Raw genomic sequence first — 17,924 nt, 5'->3', positions numbered from 1 at the left:
GCAAATGCAAAATTCCAGCTTTTTATGCGCCGGACCGTTTTTTGACGGTCGGCAGCTCCTTTAACTCACCCAGAAAGGCGTTAAAGTCCTGCGGCTGGCAGAAATCTTTATATACCGAGGCATAGCGGATATAGCCAACCTGGTCCAACTGGACCAGCGCCCGCATCACATATTCACCAATGGTCACGGACGGAATTTCCGCCTCGCCCGCACTTTCCAACTGGCGCACGATCTGGTTGGCGGCCTTTTCAATCTGTTCCAATTCAACCGGGCGCTTGCGCAGGGCGATCTGCATCGACTTGAACACCTTGTCCCGGTCAAACGGTTGTTTCCGGTTGCCGGATTTCAGCACCGTCATCTCACGCAACTGCACCCGCTCGAACGTCGTAAAACGTTCATCGCAGGACGGGCAGAAGCGGCGGCGACGGATGGCGGAATTATCCTCCGTCGGGCGGGAGTCTTTTACTTGCGTTTCTTCACAGGCACAAAACGGGCATCGCATGATGAACCCCTCCTTTTATATTTACTCCGGATAGACCGGGAATTTCTTGCACAGGGCCTCAACATCGGCACGCACCGCGCGCTCAATGTCACCATTGCCCTCGGCCCCATTGGCGGCCAGACCGTCCAGAACTTTGGCGATCCATTCGGCGATTTGTTTAAATTCGGTTTCTTTGAACCCGCGCGTCGTTCCCGCCGGGGTGCCCAGACGAATGCCCGATGTGACCATCGGCTTTTCCGGGTCGAACGGAATACCGTTTTTGTTACAGGTCAGGCCCGCACGGTCCAACGCCTTCTCGGCAATATTGCCCGTCAATTTTTTCGGGCGCAAATCAACCAGCATCACGTGGCTGTCCGTCCCGCCGGATACGATATCAAAGCCCTTGGCTTTCAACGTATCGGCCAGAACGATCGCGTTCTTCACAATCTGCTGGGCATAGGCTTTAAATTCGGGGCGCAAGGCTTCGCCAAAGGCCACCGCCTTCGCCGCGATCACATGCATCAGCGGCCCGCCCTGAATACCGGGGAACACGGCCTTGTTGATCAGGGCGCCAATTTCTTCATCATCCGCCAAAATCATGCCGCCGCGCGGACCGCGCAGGGTTTTGTGCGTTGTTGTGGTTACAACATGGGCGTGCTTGATCGGGCTTGGGTACACACCCGCCGCGATCAGACCGGCGTAGTGCGCCATATCCACGAACAGATACGCGCCCACTTCGTCCGCGATTTCGCGGAATTTGGCCCAATCAATGGCGCGGGAATATGCGGACGCGCCGCACACGATCATTTTCGGTTTGTGTTCATGGGCCAGTTTGCGCACTTCGTCAAAATCAATGCGGTGATCGGTGCCCGATACGCCATAGGATGCAAAATCAAACCATTTACCGGATTGGTTCAGCTTCATGCCATGCGTCAAATGCCCACCATGGTCCAGACGCATACCCAAAACCCGGTCGCCCGGGTTGAGCAGCGCGAAATACACGGCCTGGTTCGCCTGTGATCCCGAATGAGGTTGCACGTTAGCGTAGGAACAGCCGAACAATTGCTTAGCGCGTTCAATCGCCAGTTCCTCGGCCACATCCACACATTCACATCCGCCGTAATAGCGTTTGTGCGGATAGCCTTCGGCATATTTGTTCGTCATGACCGATCCCTGCGCTTCCAAAACGGCGCGGGATACGATGTTTTCGCTGGCGATCAGTTCGATGGAGTCGCGTTGCCGCGCCAATTCGCCCTGAATGGCGTTGAAAATCTCGGGGTCCTGATGTTTCAATGTCTCTTGCATCTCAAATTCTTTCTTTACGGCTACACCCATTACACACCTCGACGTCTTGTTGATTAACATTGCCCCAACGCATCGACACGGGCCGCATGGCGGCCGCCTTCGAATGCGGTATTTAAAAACGCGTCGACGCAATCAATCGCGACCTGAAGCCCAATGATCCGCCCACCCAAGGCCAGAACGTTGGCATCATTATGTTGGCGGGCAAGGCGGGCCATGGTTGCATCGGTGCACAAAGCGGCCCGCACCGCCGGGAAACGATTGGCCGCAATCGAAATACCGATCCCGGACCCACAAATCACAATGCCGCGCTGAACCCGGCCATCCGTGATGGCCTGCCCCATTTTTTTACCAAAATCGGCATAGCTGACCGACTCGGTACTGTCCGTCCCCAGATCGACCCAATCGATCCGGTCGGCAAAATGGGATTTCAGGGTTTCCTTCAACGCAAAGCCCGCGTGATCGCAGGCAATAGCCAGGGTCTGACGGTCGGGCATACCACGATATCCTGTGTCTGGGTTATGGGAGACACAATATATAGTAGGTCCAGCCCTGGGGAAAGGGGCTTAGGCGGGAATAATGCCCTTTTTCTTCAGGGTATATTCAAGCTTTTTCAAAGCGTTACGTTCCAAAATCGGCTTGGGCGTGCTGGCCGGGCCCTGAATAATGGCCTCGGTCAAGGTTTTGACGTCCATGGCCGAGACCCGCACAATCGTGCCGATCTGCTGGAATTCTATAATTACTTCGCGGTTTTTAAGCGGGTTGTCGGTCATTGTCTGAATCCACGTTCATCCATATAGTACCCAAGGTCAAAAAATTTAAAACTGGGAAGTTCTAAAAAAATGTCTGCGCAGCCACAAGCCAAACCATCCAAACCCGCCCGCCCCGTTTTCCAGTGGGAAGACCCCCTGTTGCTGGACGAATTGCTCAGCGACGATGAACGGATGATCCGGGATACCGCGCACGACTACTGCCAGAACAAATTGATGCCCCGCGTGTTGGAGGCCAACCGCCACGAAACATTCGACCCCGCGATTATGCGCGAAATGGGCGAACTGGGTTTGCTCGGTGCCATGCTGGACGGCTATGGCTGCGCTGGCGTTTCACAGGTCGCGTATGGCCTGATCGCACGTGAAGTTGAACGGGTCGATTCCGGTTACCGTTCCGCCATGTCGGTGCAATCCTCCCTCGTCATGTACCCGATCCACACATTCGGGTCGGAGGAGATGAAGCAAAAATACCTGCCCAAACTGGCCACCGGCGAATTGATCGGCTGCTTCGGCCTGACCGAACCGGATGGCGGGTCAGATCCGTCGGGCATGAAAACCCGGCTGAAGAAAAGCGGATCGAGCTATGTCCTGTCCGGGTCCAAACAATGGATCACCAACTCCCCCATCGCCGATGTGTTCGTCGTCTGGGCCAAAAATGATGATGGTGACATTGTTGGCGTCGTGCTGGACAAAGACATGAAGGGTTTGACCGCACCGAAGATCGAAGGGAAATTCTCCCTGCGCGCGTCCATCACCGGCGGCATCGCGATGGATGATGTTCCGGTCACCAGCGACATGATTTTGAACATCAAGGGATTAACGGGTCCGTTCTCCTGCCTTAACTCCGCCCGCTATGGCATTGCATGGGGTTCGATGGGCGCGGCGGAATTCTGCTTCCACATGGCCCGCCAATATACGATGGACCGCGTGATTTTCGGCAAACCGCTGGCCGCCCAACAATTGATCCAGAAAAAACTGGCCGACATGCAGACGGAAATTACACTCGGCCTGATCGCCGCGTGGCGTCTGGGCCGCCTGCGCGATGATTACCGCGCGGCACCGGAAGCCATTTCGATGCTGAAACGCAACAACTGTGGCAAGGCCCTGGACATTGCCCGCGTGGCCCGCGACATGTTGGGCGGTAACGGCATTGCCGATGAATATCACGTCATCCGTCATGTCATGAATTTGGAAGCCGTGAATACATACGAAGGCACCCACGATATTCACGCCCTGATCCTGGGGCGTGCTATAACCGGGCTTCAAGCGTTTAGTTAAGGACCTGCGTCGCATGCATTTTGATGATGAACACGACCCATTAAACGAAATTCTGGCGCTGGCCAGCAGCGAGGCGGCCCACCGCCCCGAATTTTATCGCCGTTTAATGGTCTCGGAAATCTTGGTCATCGGCTCCGCCGCGGGCCACGAAGATGGCGACGATGACCTGGCCCTCAAAGGGGGCAGCAGCGTCCAAATCCAAAGCTGGTCCAACCGCGAGGGCCAGAATGTCATCCCGTTTTTCACATCCCTGCATGAATTGATGAAGGCAACGCAGGACGATGTGCCCTACCTGCGCCTGCCCGCAAAAATCTTTTTGGAAATGACGCAAGGCACGGCTCTGGTCCTGAATCCCTATTCCGACCACGCGAAAGAATTTTCACCGGAAGAAATCGAAACCCTGCTGGACGGCGGTACGCCGGGGGCCACGGGCGAACGCATGGTGGTGGAAAAAGACACGCAAGTGGTCATCGGTCAGCCGAGCGAGTACCCGAGCGCCCTCGTCCACTCCCTCACCACATATTTCGCCGGTGAACACGCGGTGCACAGCGCATGGCTGGCGGCCATTGCCTATTCCGGCGGTGCAGAACCGCAACCCCATATTCTGGTCGGCGTGGTCACGGACGAACACCAGTTCGAACGCATCTCCGCCGAAGCCGGCAGCATTGCCGCCGACGTGATGCCAGACGAAGTCGTCGACATTCTGTTCATTGACCGGAAAACGATTGATGAGCCAACGGGCGTTTCGGCCTACCTGATTCAGGAAACCCAACCCTTCTACGAAGCCCGCTGGGGCCTCGACCCGCACGGGCATGATGGCGGGCACGCATAAAAAAAATCCCCGCACAATAGCGGGGATTTTTTTATTTGATCTGCATGATTGGCCAGTCTTTACAAACCTGCACGTTCGGCCAATCTTCAAAAATTTGATGCACCAATTCCTGTGTATCAGGACTGGATCTGCTTGTATCCAGCACAATACGCTGATTATGCTTGTCGTGTGGATAATGTCCCTGCCGATTTTCTGGCCAGCCGAACAAGGCCGCGGCAACCCCAGACAAAAACCCTCGCGGGATCACAGACATCTGCAACCCATCGCACAACTGCATGCGCGAATGATCGCCTGCATAGGCCAACTTATATTTACTAAGTTCAATAAACACAGCGCCTTTCATTGTTATCGGAGCTTTCACGATACCCTCATTTATATATCATGTGTGACGAATAGCCCCTTGTAACACACCCTTAAAAACCCTGAATAGAAATATATTTCACTGTAAAATCAGCCAGATAGATGATCTCAGGCTGATTTTACGTTTCGAAAAACCAAACAATGCGTATGACTGTAATCATCCGGCACCGCGCGCCCGGTCCACATCACAATCGTTTCGGCCTCCAACCGCATAGATTTTCCGATGACGAGGCTCAGGTCACGGACCAGTGGCGTATAGGTTGTACCTGGCAAATTATCCGCATGCACAACAACCACAGCCCCGCGCTTCATCACATTGGCCAGTCGCGCATAAATCACGCCCATGCGTTTTAAATACCGGTCATACCCGGCCTGTTTCGGATTTCCGGCATAAAGCGGATTCCATTTGTCTGTCACCCGCATGAATGGCGGCGACGCCATGCAAAAATCCACCTTCGGAAAACCAAATTTTTCCACCGCCCCCGCATCACCGCACACCATATTGGTCCAGTGATCCAGCTGCCCCGCCACCCATTCATGGCGGTGGGCGTCATATTCGATGCCAAACGGCACCCGCCCCAATTCCTCGGCCACGAACAACGTCGTGCCCAACCCCGCAAACGGATCAAACACCCGATCTCCGCGCTTGGTATAGGTTTTGATAAAATGCCGGGCCAGCGCCTCCGGATACTTAATCGCATTATCCTCAAACGCCGGCGGATCACGCTCTAGGGCATAAGGAAGATTCAGGTGCAAAGGAAAAGACATACGCGGTGGCATCAGTTTGAAACCACCTTCAACCCCAGCGCATCGGCCAGTGCGATGGCGTAGTCGCGGGCGTCGTTGTCGTTGGTGAAAATGCGGGCGGGGAGGTTTTTGGCGGGGGTTTTATGCATCAATGTGACCACAGAGGCATCGCCTCCCCGTTCTGTCAGAACCGACACGCCGTCATATTCGGTCGGGAACAGGGCATCCGGTTCCCGCGCGGCGGCGAGGCCCGAGGGTGTCAGCGGAAAGATTTCAATCCGGCGTTCCGTAATGCGGAAGCGGGCATAATTGCGGTTGCGGGGAATAACCAGCCCGCGCACGACAACAAATTCCATGACCAGCAACACCGCCAACACGGCCAGAACGATTCCCGCATGTTGGAACCCCGGGTCGGATAATAAAAACCCCGCCACAACCAAGCCGGTCGCGGCGGAGCCAAAAACCATCATGCGCAGGACATTCACCCAGGGCGATTGCCCCTCGATCGGGAAATGAACGCGGGATGTCGGGGACGCCAGCGATGATACGGGAAGATCGTCGATCATCGGTTTCGCCCCCAGATCCCTTTAATCGAAATCTTCGGCAGCCAGAGCCCCGGTGAATCCGGTTTGCGCGGCCCAGAACCGTTCAATCAGATGGAGGGTGTGGTTCAGATCGCTCAGACGCTGGTTGGTCAGTTCGGTGCCGCCCAGTTTTTCCTCATGCCGTTTCAACATTTGCGCAATCGCATCGCGCAGCGCCGTCCCCTTGTCCGAAAGGCGAACGCGGATGGAGCGTTTGTCGTGAACGGAACGTTCCTGAATCAGATAACCGTTTTCGACCATCTTCTTCACGTTATAGGACACGTTCGAGCCGAGGTAATAACCGCGGATGGTCAGTTCACCAACCGTCAGATCGTCATCCCCAATGTTATAAAGGATCATCGACTGGACGTTGTTAATGTCCTGCACGCCGCGGCGGTCCAGCTCGACCTTCAGCACGTCGAGGAAATAACGGTGTAACCGTTCAATCAACTGGATGGCGTCATAATACGGTGTGGTCACTATAGATGCTCCGTCTTGAAAGCGTGAATACGCGAAAGCGTGGAAGGACGACCGGGCGTGAAACCCTGAATCCTAATTGAATCATAACCTTAATATGGCGGGTGACAAGTTAATTTTCCTTTAAACGCCATTCCCGCATACAGCACTAAACCGCATCCAGATCTGGATGATCATCTGAAAAATACGCATCAACCATGGCGGCACTCACCTGCCCCAGCGCGGCCGGGTTCCAACGCGGATCCTTATCCTTGTCGACCAGAGCGGCCCGGATGCCTTCGTAAAAATCATGGTCTCGCATGAATCCAATCGCCAATCGGTAATCCATGGCCGTCACTGCATCAAACGACGCCCCCTGCATCCGGCGCATATAATCATGCGTGATTTTCAGACTAAGCGGCGCCCGTGTTTTTACAATACGTACCGTTTCGTTTAAGAAATTATTGTCTGATATTTCAGAATTTTGCACGATTTTCTCAATGTGAGATTCTACTTTAAAAACACCCGCTACGGCCTCCGCATTCCGCGCCAGGGCAGAGGCGCCAGCGCCCCCCTTTCCAGCGGGTAACAGGGCCGCAATCGCCGCGCTCGCCGCCTGCGCATCACCGCAGCCATTCACGGCATGGATCACCGCAGCAATCAGATCATCATGATCCGCCGATGGCACAAACGCGTCCGCCAACCCGGCATACAACATATCCGACGCCGGAACCGCCTGCCCCGTCAGAGCCAACCACAACCCCATGCCGGGTGACGATGCCCGCGTTAAAAAATAAACAGACCCCACATCGGGAAAGAAGCCAATTCCAACCTCTGGCATGGCAAACAATGTTTTTTCAGACGCAATACGGAAACGGCACGGCCCCGCAACGCCATAGCCGCCCCCCATCGTAATCCCATTCATAAACGCCATGATCGGCTTTGGGTAATGGAACAAGGCCCGGTTCATGCGGTATTCATCGGCAAAATACACGCGGGCAATCGCCGTCTTGGCATCCGGATCCGTCACATTGACGCCCGCCTCATACACGGCCTTTACATCCCCGCCCGCGCAAAACGCCCGATCCCCCGCACCGCGGATAATCACAGCCCGAATAGCATCATCATCGCGCCACGCATCCAGCGCCGCATGAATCCCCCGGATCATCCCCAAGGTCAGCGCATTCAACGCCTGGGGCCGATCCAGCGTCAAAAACCCAACGGAACCGTGGGTTTCAACGCGCAAATGCGGGTCGGTTACGATCTGTGATGCCATGTCTACTCTGCTCCGCCTTGAACACAATTGCCTGCGGCCTAAATCCTGTAACGAATGGGGACCATTTGCAAGCCAGCAACACAGCGCGACCAATAGGGAAAATACCGCCTAAATCCCTTAACTAAATAGTAAATCTCGCCTGCCAGACTGGGGGCTTCAAAGACCCGCGCCGGACAGATTCGCCCGGCGCATTCCGCGTGTATTTCTATGGGGAGCTGTGACGGCTCGAAAATCGGCATGGCAGACGACAAGCTCGATAAAATCAAAAAACAACGCGACCGTTTCCTCGCGTTTTCGTTTGCGACGTCCGACCTCTTGATCGAGGTCGCCGAGGACGGAACGATTGCCTATGCCCTGGGGGCCGCGCGATCCCTGGTTGGGATTAACGATAAAAGCCTGATCGGCATTCGCTGGCTCGACATGTTTTCCCCAAATGACCGCACCACCCTGTCCAGCATGAAAGAACGTGCGCGCATGGCGCAACGCTGCGGCCCCGTTCTGGTCACATTGGAAGAAACAATTGGCGGCGGACACCAAGCCCTGCTCAGCGCCATTCGCATGCCGGACAGCGATAAGTTTTACCTGTCCATCGGCTTCTCAAACGTCTTGATGTCCAAGCATGCGGAAGAAGTGAAATTTTACGAAGACCGCGAGCTTCTAGACAAAGAAAGCTTCCTGGCCGCGGCGAAGGAAGCACTCGACCTGGCCAAATCGCTCGGGCAGGATTTGGATATGACCCTGCTGGACATTGCCAACATTGGCGAAGTCCGCGGCCGCATCGGCGACGAACAATGGAACCAGTTCCGTGACGCCATGACATCCCTGCTCAGCTCTAAATCCGTTGACGGCCAAGCGGCGGCAGAAATCGCCGATGGCCGTTATAGCGTTATTCACGATAAAGCCATTAATGCCGATATGTTACGCGGCGAAATTGAGAGATTGGCTAAAGAAAACGACCCGACCGGAACGGGCTTTACCGTTGAAAGCAAAACCGTATCCGCCGACCTCAGCACGCTGAGCGACCGGGAAACGACCAAGGCGCTGATCTACACCATCAACGAATTTGAACGCAAAGGTACGTCCCTTTCCATCGAAACACTGAACTCCGGCTTCAAAGCCTATGTCAGCGTCAACGCCCAAAAGATCAGCCAGTTCAAAACCATGGTGGAACAGCTGGCGTTTGACCTGCACTTCCAACCGATTGTGGATTTGAAAACGGGCGATGCCGTTCACTTTGAAATGCTATCCCGCTTCCGCGACAACACCCCGACGCAGGAATGGATCGTGTTCGGTGAAGACATTGGCATGGCCGCCGATTTCGATATTGCGGTGTGCGAACGGGCCATCAACTACCTGCTCTATAAATCATCCGGCCGCCGCACGAAGTTCGCCGTGAACTTGTCCGGCCAATCGATTCAAAACGAACAGTTTTTCAAAACCCTGCACGCCAAATTGATGATGAACAAAACCCTGTCCGACCGCCTGATGTTCGAGATTACGGAATCTACGACCATTCAGGATTTGGACATGGTGAACCATTTCGTGAAAATTCTGCAGGATGACGGGTTCAAGGTTTGCCTGGACGATTTTGGCGCCGGGTCCGCCTCGTTCCAATACCTCCATCGCATTCACGTTGATTATGTGAAAATTGACGGGCAGTACACGAAGAAGATCCTGAATTCCGAACGCGACGCCATCATGGTGAAGAACCTGAGCCAAATGTGCCGCGATCTGGAAATTAAGGTCATCGCCGAAATGATCGAGACACAGGATCAGGCCGACAAGGTCCGGTCGCTGGGAATCGGGTACGGTCAGGGTTACCTCTTCTCCAAACCCATGCCGAAGCCGGAGTACACAAACTGGATGCAGGCCGAGACGACATAGGATACAATCAAACCGCTCAGTTTCACTAAACCACAAGCAACGGCTCCGCGTTCACTATGAAGATTTTTGGTATTATTTTTGTTTTTGCGACAGTTTTCGGCGGCTACACGTGGGCTGGCGGACATCTTAGCGCCATTCTCGCCGTTCTTCACTACGAAGCGCTGATCATTCTGGGTGCCGCCATCGGCGCGTTCATGATTGCAAACTCCACCGACGTGATCAAACACACGCTGAAGGAATTCGATTGCCTGATCAAGCCGGAAGCACACAGCAAAAAAGATTACATGGAATTGCTGAGCATGTTGTTTATGACGTTCAAGCTGGCCCGGACCAAGGGTTGGCTGGCGCTTGAACAACATATTGAACACCCGCATGACAGCGAACTGTTCAAACAATTCCCCGGCTTTGCCGCCAACCACCATGCGACCACGTTCTTCTGTGACTATCTGCGCATTATCTCGCTGGGCAACGAAGACCCGCACCAGATCGAAGCGTTGATGGACGAGGAAATCGAAACCATCAACCACGAAGAAATGCACCCGTCCCACGCGATCCAGACCATGGCCGATGGTATTCCGGCACTGGGTATCGTGGCCGCCGTTCTGGGCGTTATTAAAACAATGGGCGCGATTAGCGAACCGCCGGAAGTTTTGGGTAAAATGATCGGTGGGGCACTGGTCGGTACGTTCCTGGGCGTGTTCGTCGCCTATGGCATCGTCGGCCCGATTGCCAGCGCACTGGGCAGCAAAGCCCAATCCAAAGTTCTGTATTACCGTTGCATGAAGGTCGCCGTAATTGCCTTCCTGAATGGGGCCGCACCGCAGGTGGCCGTTGAATTCGCCCGTAAATTCCTGCCCCACCACGTTCAACCCAGCTTTATGGAGCTGGAGGAAAAACTGAACGAACTGCCAGCCCCGGGTTAAGATAAGGATCGTTTGCGATGAGCAAAGGCAAAGGATCGAAAGACGATCAGCGTCCGATTATTATCAAGAAGATCAAAAAATCCGGCGGCGGCCACCATGGTGGCGCGTGGAAAGTGGCCTATGCCGACTTCGTGACCGCGATGATGGCGTTCTTCCTTCTGCTGTGGCTTCTGAACGTGACGACCGAAGAACAGCGGAACGCCATTTCCAACTATTTCGACCCCACCCACCCCAAAGTATCCGAGAGCATGAGCGGTGCGGGTGGTGTTATGGGCGGGACCGCGATGTCGACCGAAGGGGCCATGACCTCGACGATGCAGAACATCTCCCTGCCCCAGACCAGCGGCACGACGACCCGCAGTTTTGAGCGCGGAGAAAGCGGTGAAGAAAAACCGGAAGACACCGCCACCGACCAGCAATTGGAACAGTTGAAAGCCGAACTGGCGCAGGAAGAAGAAAAACGCTTCGAAGAAGCCAAGGAAGAATTAGAGAAAAAAATCGCAGAAAACCCGGAATTGGCCGAACTGGCCAAGAACCTGATGGTTGATATCACACCGGAAGGTCTGCGCATTCAGGTCGTCGACCAGGAAGGCGACCCGATGTTCCCGAAGGGCAGCGCCCAGATGTTCGATAAAACCAAGAAATTAATGAATGCCGTATCCGACGTCGTGAAATCCATGCCGAACAACGTCTCGGTTCGCGGCCATACGGACAGCTTTAAATACCGCGACGGCGCGACCTATACCAACTGGGAACTCTCCGCCGACCGCGCCAACGCCACACGCCGCGTTTTGATGAATGATGGCATTCCCGAACCGCGCCTGTCCGACGTTGTGGGCAAGGCCGATACAGACCATTTGTTCAAAGACAACCCACAGGATGCCCGCAACCGCCGTATCAGCATTATCCTGTTGCGCGATGATCTGAACAAGATTGCGACGCAGGAACTGGAAAAACGCGGCGTGAAAATGGACAAAGCCCCCGCCACAGACCCGACCAAAGACATCAACCAGAAACCGGTTGGTACGTTTAAACGGACACCGGGTGAGGTTTATTTCCCTTAAATCTTGTCCTTGTCATCCCGACAGAGCGAAGCGACGAGGGATCTCCACTTCATAAAGTAGGCATAAGATGAGATCCCTCACTACGTTCGGGATGACACGCAACGACAGCATTCAAGGCCATAAAAAACCCCCGCACATCGCGGGGGTTTTTTATTAATCGAATTTCGGTGTGCGGGGGAAGCCATTGGGCGGAAGCTTGCCTACCTGGGCCCGTTCGCCCAGCCAGCCTTTGATCCCATCCACTTTCTTCTCGCTGGAGCCAGAGCGGAAGGTCAGGCCCTGCTTCATATTGAACGGCTTGGCATCGGCCAGCGTACCGTCCTTGATTTTTTGCAGGGATACGCCCTTGCCTTTGGACATTTCCGGGATTTGATCCAGCGGGAAGACCAGCATTTTGCGGTTGGTGCCGATAACGGCCAGATGGTCATGACCCGGCAGGATTTCAACACAGATTTTTGCTTCGCTGCCCGTATCAACGTTCAGGATCTGTTTGCCGTTTTTGGTCTGGGCCAACACATCCTTGGTCGACACGATAAAGCCACGGCCATCATCGCTGGCAATCAGGAATTTCTGATCCGGATTGTAAATCATCGCGGCCAGAATATCGGCATCGTTCGGCAGATCGATCATCAGACGTACAGGTTCGCCAAAACCACGTCCCGACGGCAACTTGTCCGCACCGATTGTGTAGAACCGGCCATTGGTTGCAAACAACGATATTTTATCGGTCGTCTGGCACTCCACGGCAAAGCGGCCCTTGTCACCATCCTTGAACTTGAATTCTTTCGGATCGTGGCCATGGCCCTTCATCGCGCGGATCCAGCCCTTGGCGGACAGGATCACGGTGACGGGTTCTTTATCAATCGCGGCCAGAGCCTCTTCCAAATTCTCAACCGCGGCCGGGGCCGGTGTTTTACCGATCACGCTGCGGCGTTTGCCCAATGCGGTTTTCGGGCCGAACAACTCTTTCAGACCATCCACCTGTTTGCGGATTGCGGCCCATTGCTTGGCTTCGGATTTGATCAAAGCTTGCAGCTGGTCGCGCTCTTTCGACAGGCTGGTATGCTCTTTCTTGATCTCGATTTCTTCCAGCTTGCGCAAAGACCGCAAACGCATGTTCAAAATCGCTTCGGCCTGATTTTCGGTCAGCCCGAATTTCTTCATCAATTTCGGCTTCGGCTCATCGCTTTCGCGGATGATCTTGATCACCTCGTCGATGTTCAGATAGACGATCATATAACCGTCCAAAACCTCGATCCGGTGCAGAACCTTGTCCAGACGGTGCGCCGATACGCGGACCAGAACTTCCTGGCGGTGTTTCAGCCATGCGGACAAGACCTCTTTCAGGTTCATCACGCGCGGGGTGACGCCGTTATCCAAAACGTTCATGTTCAGCGAGAACCGCGTTTCCAGATCGGAATTGCGGAACAACGCCTCCATCAGCAATTCGGGTTCGATCAATTTTGTTTTCGGCACGAGAACCAGGCGGATGTCTTCCGCACTTTCATCCCGCACGTCGTCCAGCATCGGAACTTTTTTGCTGACGATCAATTCGGCCAGACGTTCAACCAGCTTCGATTTCTGAACCTGATACGGAATTTCGGTGACGACGATTTGATACCCGCCCCCCTTCAGCTCCTCTTTCTCCCAGCGCGCACGCAGGCGGAAGGAACCGCGACCCGTTTCATAGGCGGACAGAATGTTTTCCTTCGGCTCGACCAGAATGCCGCCCGTCGGGAAGTCCGGACCTTTGACGTGTTTCAGCAGGTCCTTCACCGTGACATCGGCATCATCCAGCATCATGGTCATGGCATCGCACAGTTCGGCCACGTTATGCGGCGGAATGTTCGTCGCCATACCCACGGCAATACCGGAGGACCCGTTGGCCAGCAGGTTCGGGAACGCGCCCGGCATGACCAGCGGCTCTTCACCCGATCCGTCATAGGTCGGGCGGAAATCAACCGCATCCTGATCAATGTCTTCCAACATTAATCGCGCAACCTCGGTCATTTTGGCTTCGGTGTAACGCATGGCGGCCGCATTATCACCGTCAATGTTACCGAAGTTACCCTGACCATTGACCAGCGGATAACGAACCGCGAAATCCTGCGCCAGACGGACCAGCGCGTCATACACAGATTGGTCCCCGTGCGGGTGGAATTTACCGATGACGTCACCAACCACGCGCGCCGATTTTTTCGGGCCCTGATCCGGGGTCAGTTTCAGCTGGTCCATCGCGAACAACAGGCGGCGGTGTACCGGCTTCAACCCGTCGCGCACATCGGGCAGCGACCGCGACATAATCGTCGACAGAGCGTAAGAGAGATACCGTTCCGACAGAATATCGCCCAGCGATTGATCAATCACTGCGGTCGGGGGGGACGGAGGGGTCTGATTCGTGGTTTTTTTACGTGGTGCCATGGCCGGAATTTACCGCCCCCCAAGCCAAAAAACCAGCGGATTTGCGCAGTTTTCCCCCGGTTCAGGCCGCCTGGCCCATCCGTTCAAACCGGTCTTGCAGGATCAGGCGTGGTTCAGGCAGTCCCCGCGTATGGTGGACAAAGACCCAATGTTCCAGAAAATAAGCCGTCATTTTCAAACCCGTCAGGACATCATCCCGCCCGGCCAACCCCGCACCATCCAGCCCGGGCGATTTCAAAAAACCCGGCAAGGGCAGAAGCTTTTCCTTATAAGGGGCCGCGGCATCCACACTGACCGCGCGGCCGGATTTGGGGCTGATATAGGCCAGACGGCTGGAATCCCCCCCGGCAACACAGCGGGAGAAATCGAGGCCAAACCCCAGCTCCCGCATAAAGGCAATTTCCCACATGACATAAGCCGCCGCCCAGATATCGTCATTGCCCATAGTATCCAGCAAGGCAAGCAAACCATGGAACAGGCCGGGGTGCGCCTCCCGCTCCGGCAGGGCAAAATCACACAACGCGCAGGCTGAGGTCAGCGCCGCCAGCTTCAGCGGATCACCCAGCAACGGCCCCGTGATGGCCCGTTCAGGTTCAATGGCAAAGCTGCCCAACTGATCGGCGACGCGGGACCGCCATTCCGCCTGCACCAGATTACCGGGTTCCAGAATACCGCGCAGGCGTGATGATCCCGCCCCGCGCACATACCCCGCGTGGCGGCCATAGGTTTCGGTTAAAACCGAAACCACCGCCCCGCCCTCGCCATGCGCGCGGACGGCCAGAACAATTCCATGATCGCGCCAGCTTTCCATGATTTGACTTTATATGATGCGGCCATAAAAAAACGGCCCGATTGGCCGTTTTTTAAAACTTATTACCAGCTTCGAACCTTGCCCGTGTCCACATGGACGAAGTCACTGCGGGAATAATAACCAACCCCGCCAGCCTTCAGGCTGATGGCCTGATCGCGCAGGCGGCGTGTGGAATAGCCCGGGGCCCGAATATCGATCGCCTGTCCAACCATATGGAGGGAGTTTTTAGCCACCCCGCCACTGGCCTTACGCAACATGGAGTTGGTTTTCGGCGAGCGGTAGCCCGACAGAATTTCCAACGGCTGGTTCTTGCCAATTTTCTGTTGCAGGACGAACAGGATATCAATCGCACGCGGATCGATCGGGAATACTTCGTTGGTACGGAAATCGCGCAGAACGACGTTCAGACGTTCAAACGCATCCGGCAAGTAACGATTGCCGATCCGGTACACCCCATTGAAGCTTTCGTTCGTATGGGCATTGTGAATGGTAACGCGATAAGAGTCAGCCTTGGGCATTTTCAGCGCCGCCAGTGCGGGCGCGGACATCAAACATCCACCAGCCCCAGTGACCGCAGCCATCATGCCGAACTTCAGAACTTCACGCCGACCGATCAATGGCGACACGCCATTTTCATTGTCGAAAAGCATTTCTCTTTTAACCTTTGTTGTTTCAGAGATGCGAGGCAGGAGTATTGCCTCTGAGGGACCCTATGTAAAGACCCGAAGCCAATTTTATGACTTCGGGTCCACAGCAACAAGGGCGCAGATTAGTGCGCTGAAAAACAAAGGTTATTTTCTATTGAACGATAGGATTCTGGGAAATGGCGGCGAATTTCACCCCGTCCCTATCCGGAATCGCATAGGCTTTCATATCCTTTAGGACGGACAGAAGACGCTGGTCCTCGCTATAAATGTCCGGCCCATAGACCAATTGCCCCCGGTTATCCAACCAGACGGTCTGGTACAGGAAATAGACGGGAAGCTTCTCCTCCGCCTTGACCTCGGATGTCGATCCACGCGCGATCAGCCCATGCATCCGCTCGTCACTCCACCCCGGATTGGGGCCGAGGATAAAGCGGGCCACCTTTTCCGGGTCGGCCATACGGACACAACCGGAACTGAGCGTCCGGTCATTGTTGGCAAACAGACCCGGCGAATTGGTATCGTGCAGATAAATATCGTACTGGTTCGGCATCAACACGCGGATGCGCCCCAGCGCGTTATTATCGCCGGCCCCCTGTTGCATGTTCAGCCGCGCCAGATCGGACCGGGTCATATTGGCCCAATCGACAGACGCCGGATCAACCGTTTCACGGCGCCCTTCAATCACGCGGTAAACCTCAATCCCCTTATCCTGCAGATAATACGGATCTTCTTTCAACCGCGGGAGGTAATCCTTGGTCTTGATTGTGGTCGGCACGTTCCATTTCGGGTTGAACCGAATACCCGTGATTTCGGTTGTGAAGCTTTTTGTCGGGCGATCTTTGCGACCCACGATCACGGGCATCTGGGCTTCGACGGAATTCCCTTCAACCGCCCATAAGGTTGCCGATGGAATATTGACCAGAATATAACGATGCGGTTTTTCCTGCTCCAGCCAGCGCAAGCGTTCCAGATTCACGATAATCTGTTCCATCTTGTCGCGTACGGACTGGTTCATAAAAGCCAGCGTTTTTGGCCCCAGAACGCCATCAGCGGACAAGCCATGCTGAGCCTGAAACTTCATAACCGCGGCGGCCAGTTCATCATCATATAAATTTTCCGGGCCATACATGGGATCATGGGTCTGCCCCATGCGGGCGCGCAGTTTTGGAACATTCTTATGATACTCACCCGGGCGCAACAATCCGCCACCGAAATTCACTGGCCCGGCCTCCTCGGCCGCGCGTTCGGGTGAACGGCTGAGCGTCACCAATTCATCGCGCAAGCGATCATATAACGACCCCTGCGGCGCAAGATCCTCTAACATATCGGCCGGATCATCGGACGCAGACACCTGCATCAACACATCACCCGCAGCCATTGGCTGGCGCCAATATTCGGCTTTCTGACGAATGCGATCGGGGGCCACGCGCATACCGGTCACATCCTGGCCATAGCGCATCACGGCATCACTGATCAACAGGTCCAGATGCGCTCTGTCCTGCGGGCTGTCAGACCCCGCGAGGGTTTTGATTTGAGTCAGGTGATATTGTTCCGGGTTCAAACCGTGCGTCCATGATTCTTCCAGCACAGTGATGAAATCGGCGATATGATCCGCCGCTCCGCTCCGCCCAATCCACAACGGTTCACCATTGCGTCCGGCATAAGCGGCCTGCATCGCATCAGGATTGCGGAAGGTCCGCCCATCAACAGAACCGGAAGAGAGCTTCGTCGCAATTTCCGTCCGAATAATTCGGTTTTCACCGATATTGGCAAAGGGCAAAGCCGCCATTTTCAAAGACGGATTGGTCGGCCCGACAACGCTTTCCGCCTGCGCATATTGCGCCGCACCGATGCCGATGGCGACACTGGCCCCGGCAATCATCAGTGATTTGAAAAAACGGCGAGAGAAACGCGCGGACATAATAAGTCGGACTCCTTTGCACACCCTTATATTGTCGCGCCAATTGGTTAACAGAGCTTTACCATACAATGGGATAAGGGGCGGAAAGCAAAAATATTAAGTTTCAAACGGTTATGATGAAACAGCATACCCCCGCACACGCTCTGGCGGAGAGATTGGCCGTTAAA

The 17,924-nt window shown here is 54.9% G+C and carries 18 protein-coding genes; 5 read left to right on the top strand and 13 right to left on the bottom strand.

Going from position 1 to position 17,924, the window contains the following annotated elements:
* Positions 1 to 22: 22 nt before the first annotated feature.
* The 4 genes from nrdR to A11S_RS04520 all read right to left on the bottom strand — a co-directional run bounded on the left by nrdR (position 23) and on the right by A11S_RS04520 (position 2,556).
* The gene (gene nrdR, locus A11S_RS04535) at positions 23 to 502 is read right to left on the bottom strand and encodes a transcriptional regulator NrdR (RefSeq protein ID WP_015467320.1); all 480 of its coding nucleotides are present in this window, start codon (positions 500 to 502) and stop codon (positions 23 to 25) included.
* Positions 503 to 523: 21 nt separating this feature from the next.
* Complete coding sequence (glyA, locus tag A11S_RS04530) at positions 524 to 1,786, bottom strand: serine hydroxymethyltransferase (protein ID WP_041802964.1); 1,263 nt, start codon at positions 1,784 to 1,786, stop codon at positions 524 to 526.
* Positions 1,787 to 1,839: 53 nt separating this feature from the next.
* Entirely contained in the window at positions 1,840 to 2,280 is a 441-nt protein-coding gene (rpiB, locus tag A11S_RS04525; protein WP_015467318.1) for a ribose 5-phosphate isomerase B, read from the bottom strand.
* Between the two features lie 69 nt (positions 2,281 to 2,349).
* Positions 2,350 to 2,556 (bottom strand): DUF6898 family protein, encoded by a 207-nt coding sequence (locus tag A11S_RS04520; protein ID WP_015467317.1) that lies wholly within the window; start codon positions 2,554 to 2,556, stop codon positions 2,350 to 2,352.
* Between the two features lie 69 nt (positions 2,557 to 2,625).
* On the opposite strand from A11S_RS04520, the gene A11S_RS04515 reads away from it, so the two are divergent.
* Together A11S_RS04515 and A11S_RS04510 are read left to right on the top strand one after the other, a co-directional pair.
* Positions 2,626 to 3,831, top strand: coding sequence for an acyl-CoA dehydrogenase (locus A11S_RS04515; RefSeq protein ID WP_015467316.1), 1,206 nt, complete (start codon positions 2,626 to 2,628; stop codon positions 3,829 to 3,831).
* Between the two features lie 13 nt (positions 3,832 to 3,844).
* A complete protein-coding gene (locus A11S_RS04510) occupies positions 3,845 to 4,663 on the top strand; it encodes an enhanced serine sensitivity protein SseB C-terminal domain-containing protein (RefSeq protein ID WP_015467315.1) in 819 nt (272 codons plus the stop codon).
* A gap of 31 nt (positions 4,664 to 4,694) precedes the next feature.
* Here A11S_RS04510 and A11S_RS04505 read toward each other — a convergent pair whose 3' ends face one another.
* The 5 genes from A11S_RS04505 to A11S_RS04485 all read right to left on the bottom strand — a co-directional run bounded on the left by A11S_RS04505 (position 4,695) and on the right by A11S_RS04485 (position 8,086).
* Positions 4,695 to 5,024, bottom strand: coding sequence for a hypothetical protein (locus A11S_RS04505; RefSeq protein WP_148285101.1), 330 nt, complete (start codon positions 5,022 to 5,024; stop codon positions 4,695 to 4,697).
* Between the two features lie 107 nt (positions 5,025 to 5,131).
* Positions 5,132 to 5,803 carry a DNA methyltransferase gene (locus A11S_RS04500; protein WP_015467313.1) on the bottom strand — a complete coding sequence of 224 codons (672 nt, stop codon included), beginning with the start codon at positions 5,801 to 5,803 and terminating at the stop codon, positions 5,132 to 5,134.
* Positions 5,803 to 6,336, bottom strand: a complete 534-nt coding sequence (locus A11S_RS04495; protein WP_015467312.1) for a hypothetical protein — start codon at positions 6,334 to 6,336, stop codon at positions 5,803 to 5,805. The genes A11S_RS04500 and A11S_RS04495 overlap by 1 nt, the downstream gene beginning before the upstream one ends.
* Before the next feature lie 21 nt (positions 6,337 to 6,357).
* Positions 6,358 to 6,834, bottom strand: a complete 477-nt coding sequence (locus A11S_RS04490) for a MarR family winged helix-turn-helix transcriptional regulator (RefSeq protein WP_015467311.1) — start codon at positions 6,832 to 6,834, stop codon at positions 6,358 to 6,360.
* Between the two features lie 145 nt (positions 6,835 to 6,979).
* Entirely contained in the window at positions 6,980 to 8,086 is a 1,107-nt protein-coding gene (locus tag A11S_RS04485) for an enoyl-CoA hydratase/isomerase family protein (protein ID WP_015467310.1), read from the bottom strand.
* Between the two features lie 237 nt (positions 8,087 to 8,323).
* On the opposite strand from A11S_RS04485, the gene A11S_RS04480 reads away from it, so the two are divergent.
* Genes A11S_RS04480 through motB form a run of 3 tightly spaced genes read left to right on the top strand, consistent with a single transcriptional unit; the run spans position 8,324 to position 11,957 of the window.
* Positions 8,324 to 9,970 (top strand): EAL domain-containing protein, encoded by a 1,647-nt coding sequence (locus A11S_RS04480; RefSeq protein ID WP_015467309.1) that lies wholly within the window; start codon positions 8,324 to 8,326, stop codon positions 9,968 to 9,970.
* Positions 9,971 to 10,026: 56 nt separating this feature from the next.
* Positions 10,027 to 10,893, top strand: a complete 867-nt coding sequence (motA, locus tag A11S_RS04475) for a flagellar motor stator protein MotA (protein ID WP_015467308.1) — start codon at positions 10,027 to 10,029, stop codon at positions 10,891 to 10,893.
* Positions 10,894 to 10,910: 17 nt separating this feature from the next.
* Entirely contained in the window at positions 10,911 to 11,957 is a 1,047-nt protein-coding gene (gene motB, locus A11S_RS04470; RefSeq protein WP_015467307.1) for a flagellar motor protein MotB, read from the top strand.
* Between the two features lie 153 nt (positions 11,958 to 12,110).
* On the opposite strand, the gene parC is transcribed toward motB, so the two are convergent.
* From parC to A11S_RS04450, 4 genes are all read right to left on the bottom strand, one after another.
* Positions 12,111 to 14,378, bottom strand: coding sequence for a DNA topoisomerase IV subunit A (parC, locus tag A11S_RS04465; protein ID WP_235068236.1), 2,268 nt, complete (start codon positions 14,376 to 14,378; stop codon positions 12,111 to 12,113).
* A gap of 61 nt (positions 14,379 to 14,439) precedes the next feature.
* Positions 14,440 to 15,189, bottom strand: coding sequence for a DNA repair protein RecO (gene recO / locus A11S_RS04460; protein WP_015467305.1), 750 nt, complete (start codon positions 15,187 to 15,189; stop codon positions 14,440 to 14,442).
* Positions 15,190 to 15,251: 62 nt separating this feature from the next.
* The gene (locus A11S_RS04455; protein ID WP_015467304.1) at positions 15,252 to 15,839 is read right to left on the bottom strand and encodes a YcbK family protein; all 588 of its coding nucleotides are present in this window, start codon (positions 15,837 to 15,839) and stop codon (positions 15,252 to 15,254) included.
* A gap of 148 nt (positions 15,840 to 15,987) precedes the next feature.
* A complete protein-coding gene (locus A11S_RS04450) occupies positions 15,988 to 17,757 on the bottom strand; it encodes a L,D-transpeptidase family protein (protein WP_015467303.1) in 1,770 nt (589 codons plus the stop codon).
* Positions 17,758 to 17,924 lie beyond the last annotated feature (167 nt).

The sequence above is a fragment of the Micavibrio aeruginosavorus EPB genome, from assembly GCF_000348745.1.
Taxonomy (GTDB): Bacteria; Pseudomonadota; Alphaproteobacteria; order Micavibrionales; family Micavibrionaceae; genus Micavibrio; species Micavibrio aeruginosavorus_A.
This window is presented reverse-complemented; position numbering and strand designations above follow the sequence as displayed.